The sequence below is a fragment of the Pseudomonas sp. SJZ131 genome, from assembly GCF_007828705.1.
Taxonomy (GTDB): Bacteria; Pseudomonadota; Gammaproteobacteria; order Pseudomonadales; family Pseudomonadaceae; genus Aquipseudomonas; species Aquipseudomonas prosekii.
Map to the genome: position 1 here is coordinate 1,012,430 of NZ_VIVC01000001.1, position 15,765 is coordinate 1,028,194.

General features: G+C 57.7%; 10 protein-coding genes and 1 pseudogene. All 11 read left to right on the forward strand.

Going from position 1 to position 15,765, the window contains the following annotated elements; translation table 11 throughout:
• The first annotated feature begins 129 nt into the window (after positions 1 to 129).
• On the forward strand, positions 130 to 495 hold the full coding sequence (locus FBY12_RS04300) for a response regulator (protein ID WP_121730830.1): 366 nt from the start codon (positions 130 to 132) through the stop codon (positions 493 to 495).
• Between the two features lie 368 nt (positions 496 to 863).
• Positions 864 to 4,577, forward strand: a complete 3,714-nt coding sequence (locus FBY12_RS04305) for a hypothetical protein (protein WP_145251462.1) — start codon at positions 864 to 866, stop codon at positions 4,575 to 4,577.
• A gap of 90 nt (positions 4,578 to 4,667) precedes the next feature.
• Positions 4,668 to 5,987, forward strand: coding sequence for a glycosyltransferase (locus FBY12_RS04310; RefSeq protein WP_145251464.1), 1,320 nt, complete (start codon positions 4,668 to 4,670; stop codon positions 5,985 to 5,987).
• 161 nt (positions 5,988 to 6,148) lie between these two features.
• Positions 6,149 to 7,014: pseudogene (locus tag FBY12_RS04315) on the forward strand (phospholipase).
• Between the two features lie 96 nt (positions 7,015 to 7,110).
• Positions 7,111 to 8,016 carry an AraC family transcriptional regulator gene (locus FBY12_RS04320; protein ID WP_092280996.1) on the forward strand — a complete coding sequence of 302 codons (906 nt, stop codon included), beginning with the start codon at positions 7,111 to 7,113 and terminating at the stop codon, positions 8,014 to 8,016.
• A 293-nt stretch (positions 8,017 to 8,309) separates the two neighbouring features.
• Positions 8,310 to 9,620: a sugar ABC transporter substrate-binding protein gene (locus FBY12_RS04325; RefSeq protein WP_101207368.1), complete on the forward strand. Its 1,311-nt coding sequence runs from the start codon at positions 8,310 to 8,312 to the stop codon at positions 9,618 to 9,620.
• Between the two features lie 151 nt (positions 9,621 to 9,771).
• Complete coding sequence (locus FBY12_RS04330; RefSeq protein WP_256663281.1) at positions 9,772 to 10,671, forward strand: carbohydrate ABC transporter permease; 900 nt, start codon at positions 9,772 to 9,774, stop codon at positions 10,669 to 10,671.
• 10 nt (positions 10,672 to 10,681) lie between these two features.
• Positions 10,682 to 11,512, forward strand: a complete 831-nt coding sequence (locus tag FBY12_RS04335) for a carbohydrate ABC transporter permease (RefSeq protein ID WP_054046221.1) — start codon at positions 10,682 to 10,684, stop codon at positions 11,510 to 11,512.
• A gap of 130 nt (positions 11,513 to 11,642) precedes the next feature.
• Positions 11,643 to 12,746, forward strand: coding sequence for an ABC transporter ATP-binding protein (locus FBY12_RS04340; RefSeq protein WP_121730834.1), 1,104 nt, complete (start codon positions 11,643 to 11,645; stop codon positions 12,744 to 12,746).
• Between the two features lie 15 nt (positions 12,747 to 12,761).
• A complete protein-coding gene (locus FBY12_RS04345; protein WP_145251466.1) occupies positions 12,762 to 14,255 on the forward strand; it encodes a mannitol dehydrogenase family protein in 1,494 nt (497 codons plus the stop codon).
• Position 14,256: 1 nt separating this feature from the next.
• A complete protein-coding gene (xylB, locus tag FBY12_RS04350) occupies positions 14,257 to 15,753 on the forward strand; it encodes a xylulokinase (protein WP_145251468.1) in 1,497 nt (498 codons plus the stop codon).
• Positions 15,754 to 15,765: the final 12 nt, after the last annotated feature.

A 15,765-nucleotide genomic window follows, 5' to 3' on the forward strand; every position in this document is an offset into this window, starting at 1 on the left:
GCGTTCCTGTGCCTCGCCTATTTTTTGTATCGGGTCGGGAACTTGTCGGGGTCCGGCAATTACTCAAGCAAGAGACCGGCGAATTCGATCGACCGCCGACCCGTAAATTCATCTTTGAGAGCTCCTATTATGTCCGCCGAAGCGTCCATCATCCTTGTCGTCGAAGACGATGCCATCGTGCGCATGCTGATCGTCGATGTCCTCGAGGAACTTGAGTTCCGGGTGCTGGAGGCGGATGGCAGCGAAGAGGCCCTGACGTTCCTTAATGATGAAGATCAATACATCGACCTGATGATGACCGACGTCGGCCTGCCGGGCATGGATGGCCGCGAACTGGCCAAGCAAGCACGGATGCTGCGCCCGGAACTGCCGATCCTGTTCGCCAGTGGTTACGCCGAAAGCATCGACGTGCCGGCCGGCATGCAGGTAATTGGCAAGCCGTTCTCCATCGATCAATTGCGCGACAAAGTGAAAGGTATGCTCAAGAGCGCCTGAAACGGGCATCGAGGTGCTACTTGGCGATAGCCGGGGCGCCCCTCTTGTCGTATCAAAAATCCGGGGTTCGAAAAACGTCTGCCTTTTGAGCCCTCAATCACCTCTGCGTCTCCCCTGATGAGCGAACATCAATCCGAAAGTCCGCAGTCAGGCTGCATTAATAATTAAAACGATATAGCCGTCTGTGCGACGAATTAAGAATTCGTCAGTTGCTTGTACTGCACTTAATATAAAAACCCACAACTGCATTAAATTTGGATTAAGTTGTAAACACATCCATTCACATAAACCAACTTGATAGCCTGTTTAAAAATCCACACCATTCAACAAGGAAAACAAACCACTGACACACATGAGAATCAACTTAGATGACTTCCGTCGTGCAAAACTTGATCAAACCCTCTTTCACCGCCGCTTTTAATATCAGGGCCCTGCGCAATCAAGCTGACAAATTTGAAAGAGATCAGGTCATCCGCCAGTTGCGCGCTGTGATTGTTGATCCAAGGGCTTTCCCTATCGACTGGTCTGAACACGATATTGATCTTCGACCAGGATCCTCGTTGTATAACATGCACATGCCAGGCAGTTCATTGCTGAGAAAACTGACCGACCAACCGTTCATTCAACAACACAGCGTGCGATTGTTCCTGAAACCTCTGGTCGAATCGTTCGTCAACAGCGATGGCAGTCTGTTTATTCGGGGCGATCATTGGGAGCCTATTACCGACATTGCCAATAGCCAACCTTCTTCCGCGCACACTCTGAAATGCCTGGTTGAAGTTGCAAAGCGGACCGGCGGGTTGGTTTCTTCGACTAACAAAGTCGAAATAGCGCAATGGATGAAATTTCACGAACTGAATGTGCCCACACATTTTGACCAGAACAAAAACCTCCTGGACTTCTTGACCTTCAATCTGCCGACTCCCGATGACATGGGTAACTACTGGAGTCAATTGCTTACCACTGAACCCGGTGGTGCCGTGATGACAAGTGACCAGCAAGCGGCAATGCGAAGCGCTACCGCCAAACTGCTTCCTCGCGGAAAAAAACTGCTCGACAAGCTGCATGAAGATGTCTTGCACAACCGCCTGGCACGCTGGGACCAAGCGGCGCAATCAATCAAGTCGCTGGTCAGCCACCCCTCTTCGCGAATGCTGGCGCGGCAATACATTGATGAACTGGGCTGGTATGGGGCCAACAACAATGTCGATGAACCGTTAAATGACGCAGACCTCGAGCAATTGCTGGTCAGCGCCATTTTGCTCGACCTGCAATCTACCTCACCGACAGCGGACCCACTTGGCAGCTTCAATCTTTACTCACCAGACAAAGTCGATTGGCCGCACTTTCTGGCCCGCCAGGAATTGGAAGCGTATCTAACCAATAATCAACGAGTCAGTGCCGCCGCCGCGCCATTGGCCGTGCATCTGCTGCTTGCGCATGTGGCGCCGGAATTCCTGATTCTGCAATTGCCGTCGACGCCTTTACTGGGGTCGATCGGATGGGTAACGCTCAGCCGGACGGTGGCGTTGATCGAATCGCAGGCGCTGGGTGCGTCGCGTTTGATGACCTTTGATCAAGTCATGGAATATGCCGGATTCGAATCAATCGGCCCGTCTCAGGAAAAGCTCAGCGCCTTGGCAGCCATCGACCCGATCATCAATTGGGCTGCGTTGAATCAGGTGATAACGCGAGAAGCGTGGCAAAAATCCGGCCTTGAAGCCTTGCAGAAAGCCACGTCGGCCTATCAACTTTATCTGGAGCAATTGAGCCAGGCAGCCAGTGCATTTGGCGCTGCGCCGCCGAGTCGCAAAGCATTTGCACGGCAGCAACTTGAAAAGATCCTGCCGAATTGTGATCACCTCGAAAGTGAGGTTCTGACCTATGCAGGCACGCGTTGGCAGGGTGAACATATGTCGATGCTCGAGCTGCATATGTCCGGCGACCTGGTACACCAGCACTGGAATGACCCTGCCGGCGATATATTCAAAAAACACCCAAACCTGATAACAGAGCTCAGTCAACTCACGGATGACTTTGAAGTGCCCGTGCGTGCTTATCAACAGCAATTGAGCAAAGCTCTGGTGACCAATCTCAAGTTGGCGTTGGCGCAGTTGGACGAAGATGACCAACGAGAGCTGCTGCGCAATCAAATAACTTTTTACACCGTGCGCCCTACTGCGGCATTCGAGACTAAAGCGCCAGTTGCATTAAACGGCCGTGTTGGTCTGGAATATTTCGCCACGGTAGAAACACAACAGGCTATCGACGCTGCCACCGGACATTATGGCGTGGTCATGTGCATCAGCAACGCTGGTAAAACCACCTGTTATGAACTTTTCAGCCTGCACGGCAAATGCCTGAAAAACCCGCAATTGGCCGACGCCATTGACAGCGCCGCGTTATGGAACAGCCCTTCGCGGATTGATTTTTCCGGTGATATAAAGTCGCAAATGAGCCCCGCCCCCGTACACTTGATGCCGCTCGACATCCGCAACTATACCCACGGCAGTGAACCCAGCCATCAGACCACCAGTCATGTCGTGCTGGATAAACTCGGAGTGTTGGCAGCACCCACTTCCACCACGAGCCGAATGAAAGGGACTTATCAGCGTTTCCACTACCCGCACTTTGAACGCATTGCACAATTCATTGCCGACCATCGCCCGCTCGCCACTTACGCGGAACTCAAAGAGGTCGCGGCGGGAGAAACGAAATATGAAAAGTTGACGAACGTTTACGAAGAGCGTTCGGAGTTTATGCTCAATCTGATTATCCCGTTTCGATCCTGCATTCAGGACTTGGCATCAGGCGAACGAGTTCGGGTGGCGCAGGGGGTATTTGGTTGCCTGATGGATGCCATCGCAGTCGTCGGTGGAATCGTCGGCGCGGTGTCGAAAATCGCCGCCATCATGTCCAGGACCGTGTCCTCGTGCTCAAGAGTTGCCAGCACCGCCAAACAACTCCTCATTCTGGCAATCGGTACATTCAACCCGCTCGACGGGCTCAATAGCTACGCGGCGCACGGGGCAAAACTGTTCTTTAAAGGAGGCCTGCGCCTGAACTTGGTCGGTATCGAGGTGGTGGCGAAAGCGCGGACACAGATTCATCGGCTCACCAAAGTCGCGGATTCCTACGATGTCGTCAGAGCATCAAACCGCGCCGACCTGGCGCAAGGGACATGGATCGCCAAGGACAACAGTGAGGCGATCAACCTCTGGGCGAGCCGAAGCCGTAACAGCACATGGCACGCAATCAACCGCTTCGGCCGGCCATGGGGCGAGGCCCTGAACAACTTCCGCAGCATCGGCGATATCCGCTTGCCGCGTTTTGACAAGCAACTGCCTGCCCTTTACACCGGCACGGTGATCGACAGCGCACTGTCGACCGCACGCCTGAAAATCGACAGAGCCATTACCGTCCTGTCGCACGCCAACCATCGAACCGACGTCGGCAAGATTGTCAGCCTGTTGCTGGGTGAGAGTTCCATCGCAGCGGTCAACAGCGTGTTGATGGCGCAGAAGTCTTACTACAGCGCGGTCAGCCTGCGCAATTTCCTGCTCGCCGATCAGAGCGTCAGCCAAGATATGCTCGCCTTCGATCCTGAGGCATTCCGGGCGTGGCAAACCGCCGGGTCACTGCAGTCAGAGAAACAATTCATCAGTGTCTTTTGCGCCGATCTCAATCAACGCTTTGTTGAAAGTGACCTGAATGAAGGGGTGATTGCCGACGACTTGATTCGAATGCTGCTTCGCGCCGGCACCGGCATCCTGGATTTGAGCGTTGCCCTGCCAATGCCAACCAGCAATGCTGGCGCTCAACAGCTGGACGTGGCACCGCTGCTGAATCTGGCGAGCGGCCATTATCCGGTGGCTGGCGAAGGTGTTTCGGGGCGCTTCCACGACCGGACCGAGGCCTTGAAAAATGCCGATTCGTGGGCGGTATTAACGTCGTTACTGAGTCAACTGGACAGCGATCCAATGGACTTTGATGGCAATGTTTTGCAGATGAACGCGGCACTGCAAGCCAGTCGTCAGGGCGGCATCACCCGCGCGGTGTCGATTTCCCTGAACCGGATCTGATCGCTAACGTTTAGCCTCTCCAGCTGGTTTCCTGTGGTTTAATGCGCGGTTTTTTTCACGGCCCAACGCATCACCACAGGAAATCCGTTCATGAGTTCGCCCACTACCAAAGTCCTGGTCATCGGTTACGTCTGGCCCGAGCCTCGCTCTTCGGCAGCCAGTGGGCACGTGATGCAGATTCTCGACACATTCCTGCAACAAGGCTGGGACATTACCTTCAGCAGCCCGGCGGGCGTCGGCGAACACAAGGCTGACCTCGCTGCACTGGGTATTCGTGAATGCGCAATCGAGCTGAACAACAGCAGTTTCGACACGTTTATTAGCGAACTCGCTCCGGATATCGTCCTGTTCGACCAATTCATGATGGAAGAGCAATTTGGCTGGCGCGTCGAGAAACATTGCCCCGACGCGTTGCGCGTGCTCGAAACTTCCGACCTGCAAAGCCTGCGACATGCCCGGCATCAGCGCCTCAAAGAGCGTTTGAAGGCCAGCGCCGACGAGAACGATTTCAGCGATCTGTTTGCGCCGGCATTGCGCGAAGAATTCCAGTTGATGGCCGGCACCGACCTGGCCAAACGCGAGATTGCCGCCCTGTACCGCTGCGACCTGAGCCTGATGATTTCGCCGGTGGAAATCGAGTTGCTGGTCGAGCAATTCAAACTGCCGCGCGAGTTGCTGCACTGGTGCCCGTTGATGCCAGCGATGCCAACGACCGCGCACACGGCGTTTGAGGCGCGAGCGCACTTTCTCAGCATCGGCAACTTCCGCCATGCGCCGAACTGGGACGCGGTGCTCTGGATGAAAACCGCTGTGTGGCCGCTGATTCGCCAGCAATTGCCCGGCGCGCAATTGCATCTGTATGGCGCCTACACGCCGCCAAAAGCCACCGCACTGCACAACCCGGCGCAAGGTTTTCATGTGATGAACTGGGCGCAAGATGCGTTGCAAGTGATGTCGGCGGCGCGCGTTTGTCTGGCGCCGCTGCGGTTCGGCGCCGGGATCAAGGGCAAAATCGTCGATGCGATGCTCTGCGGCACGCCGACGGTTACCACGCCGATTGGCGCTGAAGGCATGAGCGATGGTCTGCTGCCATGGCCCGGTGTAATTGGCGAATCCGCTGAAGCCATCGCCGCTGCAGCCGTCGCGTTGTATCAGAACCAGGCGTTGTGGACGTCGGCGCAACAACGCGGCGATGAGTTGCTGGCCGCGCAATATCAGCAATCGGTGCACGGTCCGGCGCTGATCGAACGACTGCAAGCCTGTCATCGCGATCTGGCTGAGCGGCGTCGCGACAACTTCACTGGCGCCATGCTTCGACATCACGCGCACAAAAGCACCCAGTACATGTCGCAGTGGATCGAGGCGAAAAATCGCCACAGTGCGTCGGACGTTTCCGAATCTCGCGATTGATAAGTAACCTGAGAAATATGGCACAAGGCTATGTTTATTAAGATGTTTCTTGGAGTGGAAGGATTGCAGATCCGCTTCTAGGCTTCGTCGCATGAAGTGATTTTTCCACACTATCTCGCCTCCACGGATCGGAGCCGAGCCTTGGGCAGGAGCCTTGAGACATGCCGTTCACCCCTACCGCCAATGTCGACACGCAATGCTGGATGAACAAAGTCCTCGACATTGACCGCTTGAAATTGACCGACCTGATCTGGCCCGGCGTGCATAACGCAGGGATGGACAAAAAAGCGCCGAACTATGAGGTCGTCTTCGGAAACTGGACCACCTGCCAAAACGATTCATTTGCCTGGCAACTTACCAAAGGAGCACGAGCCTTCGATTTGCGCCTGGGCTACACGCCCGGCTCGCCCACCGGCACATTTTACTTTCACCACAACGGTCACCAATCGCATCGCGTGTTGGATGAACTGCTGGATGCGGTTAACCACTTTCTGGAGCGTAATCCGCATGAGTTCATCGTCCTGGATTTCCACCAGCTACGCGATGGCGACCAACCTTTCGATTTCAAGCAGTTCAACGAGCTGGTGAAACTGCGTCTCGGCGCACGCGCCATCTCGCAGGATGATGAAGAAAAAACCATCGGTGAGCTAAAGGCTGCGAGCGGCAAGAGACGAGTGATTCTGGCCTCCCGTGTGTCAGTGGAGCTGGATCCCGACTTGTTTTGGGGCAGTATCGCTCACCGCTGGAGCGGCTCTCGTCTGACCAGCGTGGCCGAGTTGCGCCGCCACATCGCCGATACCCTGGACACACCACGACTCAGCTCATATCTGTGGTCGTTAACCGCGACCAGTTACACATTTCTCGGCGGCCCGGTAGCATCAAGCAGCACATCAATGACTGGTTTCATTCGTCGCGGAGCTGGGTCAGCCAATGCAGCATCATCAGCACCGACTTTTTTGATGAATCGGAAATCGTCGGGTACTGCTGGGTCGCCAATAGCATGAAGGCTGTCAGCCTGCAGGCTTGAGCGGCGGGCGCTGGCGTAATCGGGTCGGAAAGAGGCATCATCGGGGCGCAATAACAATCGCACTAACAACAGCGTCAACAATAAAAGTGCCTTGCCATGAGCCGAGCTACCCGCATCACCGACCCCTCCTACGAGTTGATGGACGACCACAACGGGTTGTCCATCATCTATCGCCAGCATGGCTTTCCATGCCCGCTGGTGCGCTGGCATTTTCACAAGGAATACGAACTGCACCTGATCGTCGCCAGCTCCGGCAAGGTGTTCATTGGCGATTACATTGGTAACTTCTACCCAGAATCGTTGTTCCTCACCGGCCCCAACCTGCCGCACAACTGGATCAGCCAGGTCGCCGAAGACGAAGTGGTGCCCAAGCGCGACATGCTGGTCAACTTCACCGATGAACTGTTCGACAGCGGTCATTTAGTGTTCGCCGAACTGAAAACCCTGGCACCGCTGCTTGAGCGTGCGCAGTACGGCATCGAGTTTCGCTGCAAACGCACGATTCGCCAGGCAATGACGCTGATGCAGCGCATCGCCGACACCCAAGGCGTCACGCGCCTCGGGCACTTTTTCATTCTGCTGGAGTTGCTTGCGGCCTCGGACGACTACCAATTGTTGTCCGGCGCCACCACGCCGCAGTTGGCCGACGAGCACAGCGTCGACCGCACCAACCGCGCGGTGGATTACATTTTTGCCCACTACGCCCGGGAGTTGCCGCTGGAAGAAGTGGCGGAACATCTGGGAATGAAACCGACCTATTTCAGCCGTGTGTTCAAACAAGCGACTGGCCGCTGTTTTATCGAATTCGTCAATCGGTTGCGCATCAGCAAGTCCTGCGAGCTGCTCGCCGATGGCGATAAACCGGTGACCGACGTGTGCTTCGAGTCGGGCTTCAACAATATTTCCAATTTCAATCGGCGGTTTCAGCAGCTCAAAGGCATGACACCCTCGCATTACCGGCGGTTGGCGGTGCAGCGCCTCACCGAACAAAACCTCGGTTAGCGTGGGCGCATGGCTTGCCCGCGATGGCGTTCCCGAGAGCGTCATCGCGGGCAAGCCATGCTCCCACAAGTGAAAAAACCAATACGCAATTCATGCCGGACTGTCGCCCGACAACCGTCCTCTGCGCTCGCCCACGCAAATTCCAGTGCAAAAAAGTATCGATTGCAGTGCTATGGATGATTTGTCACATGCTCAATTGAAGGCTGTAATCAGTGCACATTCTTCCTGCCTCGGAAGACACAAAAACAATAACCGTCCTTCTGGCCCCGCCGGGTACAGAAAAGGAGTGCACGATGCAACCTTCTGTAAAAGCTCTGCTTGCCCTCACCTGCATGACCCTTAGCAGCGTCAGCCTCGGCGCTCAGACCCTGACCATCGCCACCGTCAACAACAGCGACATGATCCGCATGCAAAAGCTCTCGAAAACCTTCGAGGCCGCACATCCGGACATCAAGCTGAATTGGGTGGTGCTCGAAGAAAACGTCCTGCGCCAGCGCCTGACCACCGACATCGCCACTCAGGGAGGCCAGTTCGACGTATTGACGATTGGCATGTACGAAGCTGCACTCTGGGGCGCCAAGGGTTGGCTGGAACCAATGAAGGATTTGCCGGCCGATTACGCGCTCGACGATGTATTCCCGTCGGTGCGTGAAGGTCTGTCGGTCAAGGGCTCGCTGTACGCCTTGCCGTTCTACGCCGAAAGCTCGATCACCTATTACCGCACCGACCTGTTCAAGGACGCCGGGCTGACCATGCCGGAGCATCCGACCTGGACGCAGATCAGCGAATTTGCCAGCAAACTCACGAACAAGGACAAAGAACAGTACGGCATCTGCCTGCGCGGCAAGGCCGGCTGGGGCGAAAACATGGCGTTGATCACCACCGTCGCCAATGCCTACGGCGCGCGCTGGTTCGACGAACAGTGGAAACCGGAATTCACCGGTCCGGAATGGAAAAACGCGCTGAACTTCTACGTCAAAACGATGAAGGATTCCGGTCCTCCAGGCGCATCCAGCAACGGCTTCAACGAAAACCTCGCGCTGTTCAACAGCGGCAAATGCGCGATCTGGGTCGACGCCAGCGTCGCCGGTTCGTTCGTCACCGACAAGAGCCAAAGCAAGGTCAGCGAGCACGTCGGCTTCACCTATGCGCCGCATGAAACCACCGATAAAGGCTCTGCCTGGTTATATTCCTGGGCACTGGCGATCCCGACCAGTTCCAAAGCCAAGGACGCCGCGAAGACCTTCAGCGCCTGGGCCACTTCCAAGGAATACGGCGCGCTGGTTGCCGAGAAAGACGGGATTGCCAACGTGCCACCAGGCACGCGCGCCTCGACCTACAGCGAGGCTTACATGAGCGCCGCGCCGTTTGCCAAAGTCACGCTGGAATCGCTGAAAGTGGCTGATCCGAGCAAACCGAGCGCGAAACCTGTGCCGTATATCGGCATTCAATTGGTGACCATTCCCGAGTTCCAGGCCGTCGGCACGCAGGTCGGCAAGTTGTTCTCGGCAGCGTTGATCGGCCAGACCACGGTCGATCAAGCGCTGACCGCGGCCCAGCAAACTACCGAACGTGAGATGAAGCGCGCCGGTTACCCCAAGTAACCCGTGCCCCCCTGTAGGAGCGAGGCTTGCCCGCGAAGGCGGCTTGTCTGACACACCGCTTTCGCGGGCAAGCCTCGCTCCTGCAGTTGATCTCATCTGCCTGTTCCCAATCGGTTCTTTTGCCATGAATATCTCAACTGCCAAAGCTCAAATGGACATTCCCCAACCGGTGCGTAAAAGCCGGCTGGCCAATCCCGGCTGGTTTCTGGTCAGTCCTTCAGTGGCGCTGTTGCTGCTGTGGATGATCGTACCGCTGGGCATGACCGTGTACTTCTCGATGATCCGCTACAACCTGCTCTACCCTGGCGAAAACGAGTTCGTAGGGCTGGAAAACTTTACCTATTTCCTCACCGATTCGGGTTTCCTGCCCGGCGCCAGCAATACCTTGCTGCTGGTCGGCAGCGTGTTGCTGATCAGCGTGGTGTTTGGCGTATTGATCAGTGCGTTGCTGGAGGCCAGCGAATTCCTCGGGCGCGGCATCGTCCGGGTCATGCTGATTTCGCCGTTCTTCATCATGCCCACCGTCGGCGCGCTGATCTGGAAGAACCTGATTTTCCATCCGGTCTCGGGGATTCTCGCCTACATCTGGAAGCTCTTCGGCGCGCAACCGGTGGACTGGCTGGCGCATTACCCGCTGCTGTCGATCATCATCATTGTCTCGTGGCAATGGCTGCCCTTCGCGATTCTGATCCTGATGACCGCCATGCAGTCCCTCGACCAGGAACAGAAAGAAGCCGCGCGCCTCGACGGTGCCGGCCCGGTCGCGATCTTCTGGCACCTGACCCTGCCGCACCTGGCGCGGCCGATTGCCGTGGTGGTGATGATCGAAACGATCTTCCTGCTCTCGGTGTTCGCCGAAATCTTCACCACCACCAACGGTGGCCCCGGCTATGCCTCGACCAACCTCGCCTACCTCATCTACAACCAGGCGCTGGTGCAGTTCGATGTCGGCATGGCGTCCGCCGGCGGCTTGATCGCGGTGGTGATTGCCAACGTCGCGGCCATCGTCCTGGTCCGGATGATCGGCAAAAACCTGACAGACAAAGCCTGAGGCCCGCGCCATGACTCTTCAACAATCCCGCCGTCTGCAAAGCCTGCTGCTCGGCACCCTGGCCTGGGCCATCGCGATCCTGATCTTCTTTCCGATCTTCTGGATGGTGCTGACCAGTTTCAAAACCGAAATCGACGCCTTCGCCACGCCGCCGCAGTTCATCTTCACGCCGACGCTGGAGAACTACCTGCACATCAACGAGCGCAGCGATTACTTCAGTTTCGCCTGGAACTCGGTGGTGATTTCCTTCAGCGCCACGGCGCTTTGCCTGCTGATCGCGGTGCCAGCGGCCTACTCGATGGCGTTCTACGAAACCAAACGCACCAAAGGCACGCTGCTGTGGATGCTCTCCACCAAAATGCTGCCACCGGTGGGCGTGCTGATGCCGATCTACCTGTTGGCCAAGAGCTTCGGCCTGCTCGATACGCGGATTGCGCTGATCGTGATCTACACGCTGATCAACCTGCCGATTGTGGTCTGGATGATTTACACCTACTTCAAAGACATCCCCAAAGACATCCTCGAAGCCGCGCGCCTCGACGGCGCCACGTTGTGGCAGGAAATGGTTCGGGTATTGCTGCCAATCGCCAAGGGTGGCCTGGCTTCCACGGTGCTGCTGTCGCTGATCTTGTGCTGGAACGAGGCGTTCTGGTCACTCAACCTGACCTCGTCGAAAGCCGCGCCGCTGACCGCATTGATCGCCTCGTATTCAAGCCCCGAAGGTCTGTTCTGGGCCAAGTTGTCAGCGGTCTCGACCCTGGCCTGCGCGCCGATTCTGATCTTCGGCTGGATCAGCCAGAAACAACTGGTCCGGGGCCTGTCGTTTGGTGCGGTGAAATAAATAGATCGTCTCTGTAGGAGCCAGGCTTGCCGGCGAAGGCGTCCGTCAAATCGCCTTCGCCGGCAAGCCTGGCTCCTACAAAAAAGCCCGAGCAGCTCAACCAAATAACAACACGTGGAGGCCCATCACCATGGCCAACCTGAAAATCAAGAATCTGCAAAAAGGCTTCGAAGGTTTTTCCATCATCAAGGGCATCGACCTCGAAGTGAACGACAAGGAATTCGTGGTGTTCGTCGGTCCATCGGGCTGCGGCAAATCCACGCTGCTGCGCCTGATCGCCGGCCTCGAAGAAGTCAGCGGCGGCACCATCGAACTCGATGGCCGCGACATCACCGAAGTCAGCCCGGCCAAGCGCGACCTGGCGATGGTGTTCCAGACCTACGCCCTGTACCCGCACATGACTGTGAAAAAGAACATGTCCTTCGCCCTTGATCTGGCCGGCGTAGCGAAAGCCGAAGTCGAGAAGAAAGTCGGTGAAGCGGCGCGCATCCTCGAACTCGGGCCGATGCTGGAACGCAAACCGAAACAACTGTCGGGCGGCCAGCGCCAACGTGTGGCGATTGGTCGGGCGATTGTGCGCAACCCGAAAATCTTCCTGTTCGACGAACCACTGTCCAACCTCGACGCCGCCCTGCGCGTGCAAATGCGTCTGGAACTGCTGCGCCTGCACAAAGAACTGCAAGCGACGATGATTTACGTGACCCACGATCAGGTCGAAGCCATGACCATGGCCGACAAAGTGGTGGTGCTCAATGGCGGCAAAGTCGAGCAAGTCGGCTCGCCGCTGGACCTCTATCACCAACCGGCCAACCTGTTCGTCGCGGGGTTTCTCGGCACGCCGAAAATGGGCTTCCTCAAGGGTAAAGTCACCCGCGTCGAAAGCCAGAACGTCGAAGTCCTGCTGGACGCCGGCACCCGCATCACCCTGCCATTGAGCGGCGCCAGCCTCAGCGTCGGCGGCGCGGTAACGCTGGGGATTCGCCCGGAACACTTGAACCTTGCGCAAACCGGCGACTGCACCCTGCAAGTCACCGCCGACGTTAGCGAACGCCTGGGCAGCGACACTTTCTGCCACGTCGTCACCTCGTGCGGCGAAGCGTTGACCATGCGCGTGCGCGGCGACCTGGCGAGCCGTTATGGCGAAACCTTGAGCCTGCACCTGGACGCCGAACACTGCCATTTATTCGATGCCGACGGCGTGGCGCTGACCCGCCCGCTGCGCGCAGCAGCCTGATTCAGAGAGCCTGTGATGAAACTCAATAAATCCAATCTCAACCGCCTCGCCACCGAAGTGGCGCTGCCCACCTACGCACTCAGCGACACGCGCCAAGGCATTGCGCACATCGGCGTCGGCGGTTTCCACCGCGCGCATCAGGCGTATTACACCGATGCGTTGATGAACACCGGCGAAGGCCTCGACTGGGCGATTTGCGGCGTCGGCCTGCGCGCCGAAGACCGCCGCGCTCGCGACGATCTTAAAGAGCAGGATTACCTGTTCACCCTGTTCGAACTCGGCGACAGCGATGACACCGAAGTACGGGTGATCGGCGCTATTCGCGACATGTTGCTCGCCGAGGACAGCGCCCAAGCCTTGATCGACAAACTCGCCGATCCGCAGATTCGCATCGTCTCGCTGACTATTACCGAGGGCGGTTATTGCATTGATGACAGCAACGGCGAGTTCATGGCGCACTTGCCGCAAATCCAGCACGATCTGGCACACCCGGACGCGCCGAAAACCGTGTTTGGTTTCCTCTGCGCCGCGCTGGCCAAACGCCGCGCCGCCGGAACGCCCGCGTTCACCTTGATGTCGTGCGATAACCTGCCGCACAACGGCGCCGTCACCCGCAAGGCATTGCTCGCGTTTGCCGCTTTGCGCGACGGCGATCTGCGTGACTGGATCGAGCAAAACGTCAGTTTCCCCAACGCGATGGTCGACCGCATCACGCCGATGACCAGCACCGAACACAAACTGCAATTGCACGACAAACACGCGGTCGACGACGCTTGGCCGGTGGTGTGCGAGCCGTTTGTGCAATGGGTGCTCGAAGACAAATTCGTCAACGGCCGCCCGGCGTGGGAGAAAGTCGGCGTGCAGTTCACCGACGACGTCACGCCTTATGAAGAGATGAAAATCAAACTGCTCAACGGCAGTCATCTGGCCCTGACGTATCTGGGTTTTCTCAAGGGTTACCGTTTCGTCCACGAAACCATGAACGACCCGCTGTTCGTGCGCTACATGCGCGCTTACATGGACCTCGACGTCACGCCGCAACTGGCGCCGGTGCCGGGCATTGACCTGACCGAGTACAAAAACACTCTGGTGGCGCGGTTTTCCAATCAGGCGATTGCCGATCAACTGGAGCGCGTGTGTTCGGATGGCTCGTCGAAGTTTCCGAAATTCACCGTGCCGACGGTCAACCGTTTGATCGCCGATGGCCGCGAAACCAAGCGTGCGGCGTTGGTGGTTGCGGCTTGGGCGCTGTATTTGAAAGGTGTCGATGAGAACGGCGTGACCTATTCGATTCCCGATCCACGGGCGACTTTTTGTCAGGCATTGGTCGCTGATGATGCGTTGATCACCCAGCGCTTGCTCGCGGTTGAGGAGATTTTCGGCACGGCGATCGCCAATTCGCCGGAGTTTGTCGCAGCGTTTGAATGGTGCTGCAACAGCTTGCGCGAGGTCGGTGTGACGCAGACGCTGGAGCGGGTGCTGGCCGAAGGATCTTCGGTAGGGTCATGACATGGCAAACCAACAACTATTCCTCGGCATCGACTGCGGCACTCAAGGCACCAAAGCGATCATCCTCGACGCCGTCAGCGGTCAGGTGCTGGGCCTCGGCGCGGCGGCGCACACGCTGATCAGCGGCGCCAACGGTCGGCGCGAGCAAGACACCAGCCAATGGCTGGAAGCCTTTGCTCTCGCCACCCGCCGCGCCCTGCTCGCGGCCAATGTCGATGGCCAGAAGATCCTCGGCGTCGGCGTTTCCGGGCAGCAACACGGCTTGGTCCTGCTCGACGCCGAGGGCCAGGTCTTGCGCCCGGCCAAGCTCTGGTGTGACACCGAATCAACGCCGGAAAACGATCGGTTGCTGGCCAATCTTGGCGGCGAATCAGGTTCGCTCGAACGCCTCGGCGTGGTCATCGCGCCCGGCTACACAGTGTCGAAACTACTCTGGACCAAAGAACAACACCCGGACGTTTTTGCCCGTATCGCGCGGATTCTGCTGCCGCACGATTACCTCAACTATTGGCTGACGGGCCGCAGTTGCAGCGAATACGGTGACGCCTCGGGCACCGGTTATTTCAACGTGCGCACGCGCCAATGGCACTTGCAGATATTGCGCGAGATCGACCCCAGCGGTCGCCTGGAGGTGGCGCTGCCGGAGCTGATCGACGCCCACCAGCCGGTCGGCACGATCCTGCCAGGCATCGCCGCACAACTCGGGATCAACCCCCACGCACTGGTCGCCAGCGGCGGTGGCGACAACATGATGGGCGCAATCGGCACCGGCAATATTCAGCCCGGCGCGATCACCATGAGCCTCGGCTCGTCCGGCACCGTTTATGCCTATTCCGAACAGCCAACAGTCAGCCCGGACGCCTCGGTCGCGACGTTCTGTTCCTCCAGTGGCGGTTGGTTGCCGTTGATCTGCACGATGAACCTGACCAACGCCACCGGGCTGATTCGCGAGTTGTTCGAATTGGACATCGAGCGCTTCAACGAACGAGTTGAACAAGCGCCGATTGGCGCGGACGGCGTGTGCATGTTGCCGTTCCTCAACGGCGAACGCGTGCCCGCCCTGCCCCACGCCACCGGCAGCCTGCTGGGGCTGACCATGACCAACCTGACCGAAGCCAACCTGTGCCGCGCGGCGGTCGAAGGCACGACCTTCGGCTTGCGTTACGGGCTGGACCTGCTACGCCAAAATGGCTTACAAAGCCGCAGCATTTGTTTGATCGGCGGCGGCTCCAAGAGCCCGGTGTGGCGGCAGATCGTCGCCGATATCATGAACACCCCGGTGATCTGCACCGAACAGAGCGAAGCGGCGGCCCTCGGCGCGGCGATTCAAGCGGCGTGGTGCCAAGCCTCGGCAAACGGCAACGCAAGCAGCTTGGCCGAACTGTGCGAACGCTGCGTGAAACTCGACCCGGCCAGCGAAACCCTGCCGATTGCCGCCAACGTTGCGGCGGCGCAGCAGGCCTACGAACGCTATCAACAGCATGTCGCAACCCTTTAAGAGCGAACAATT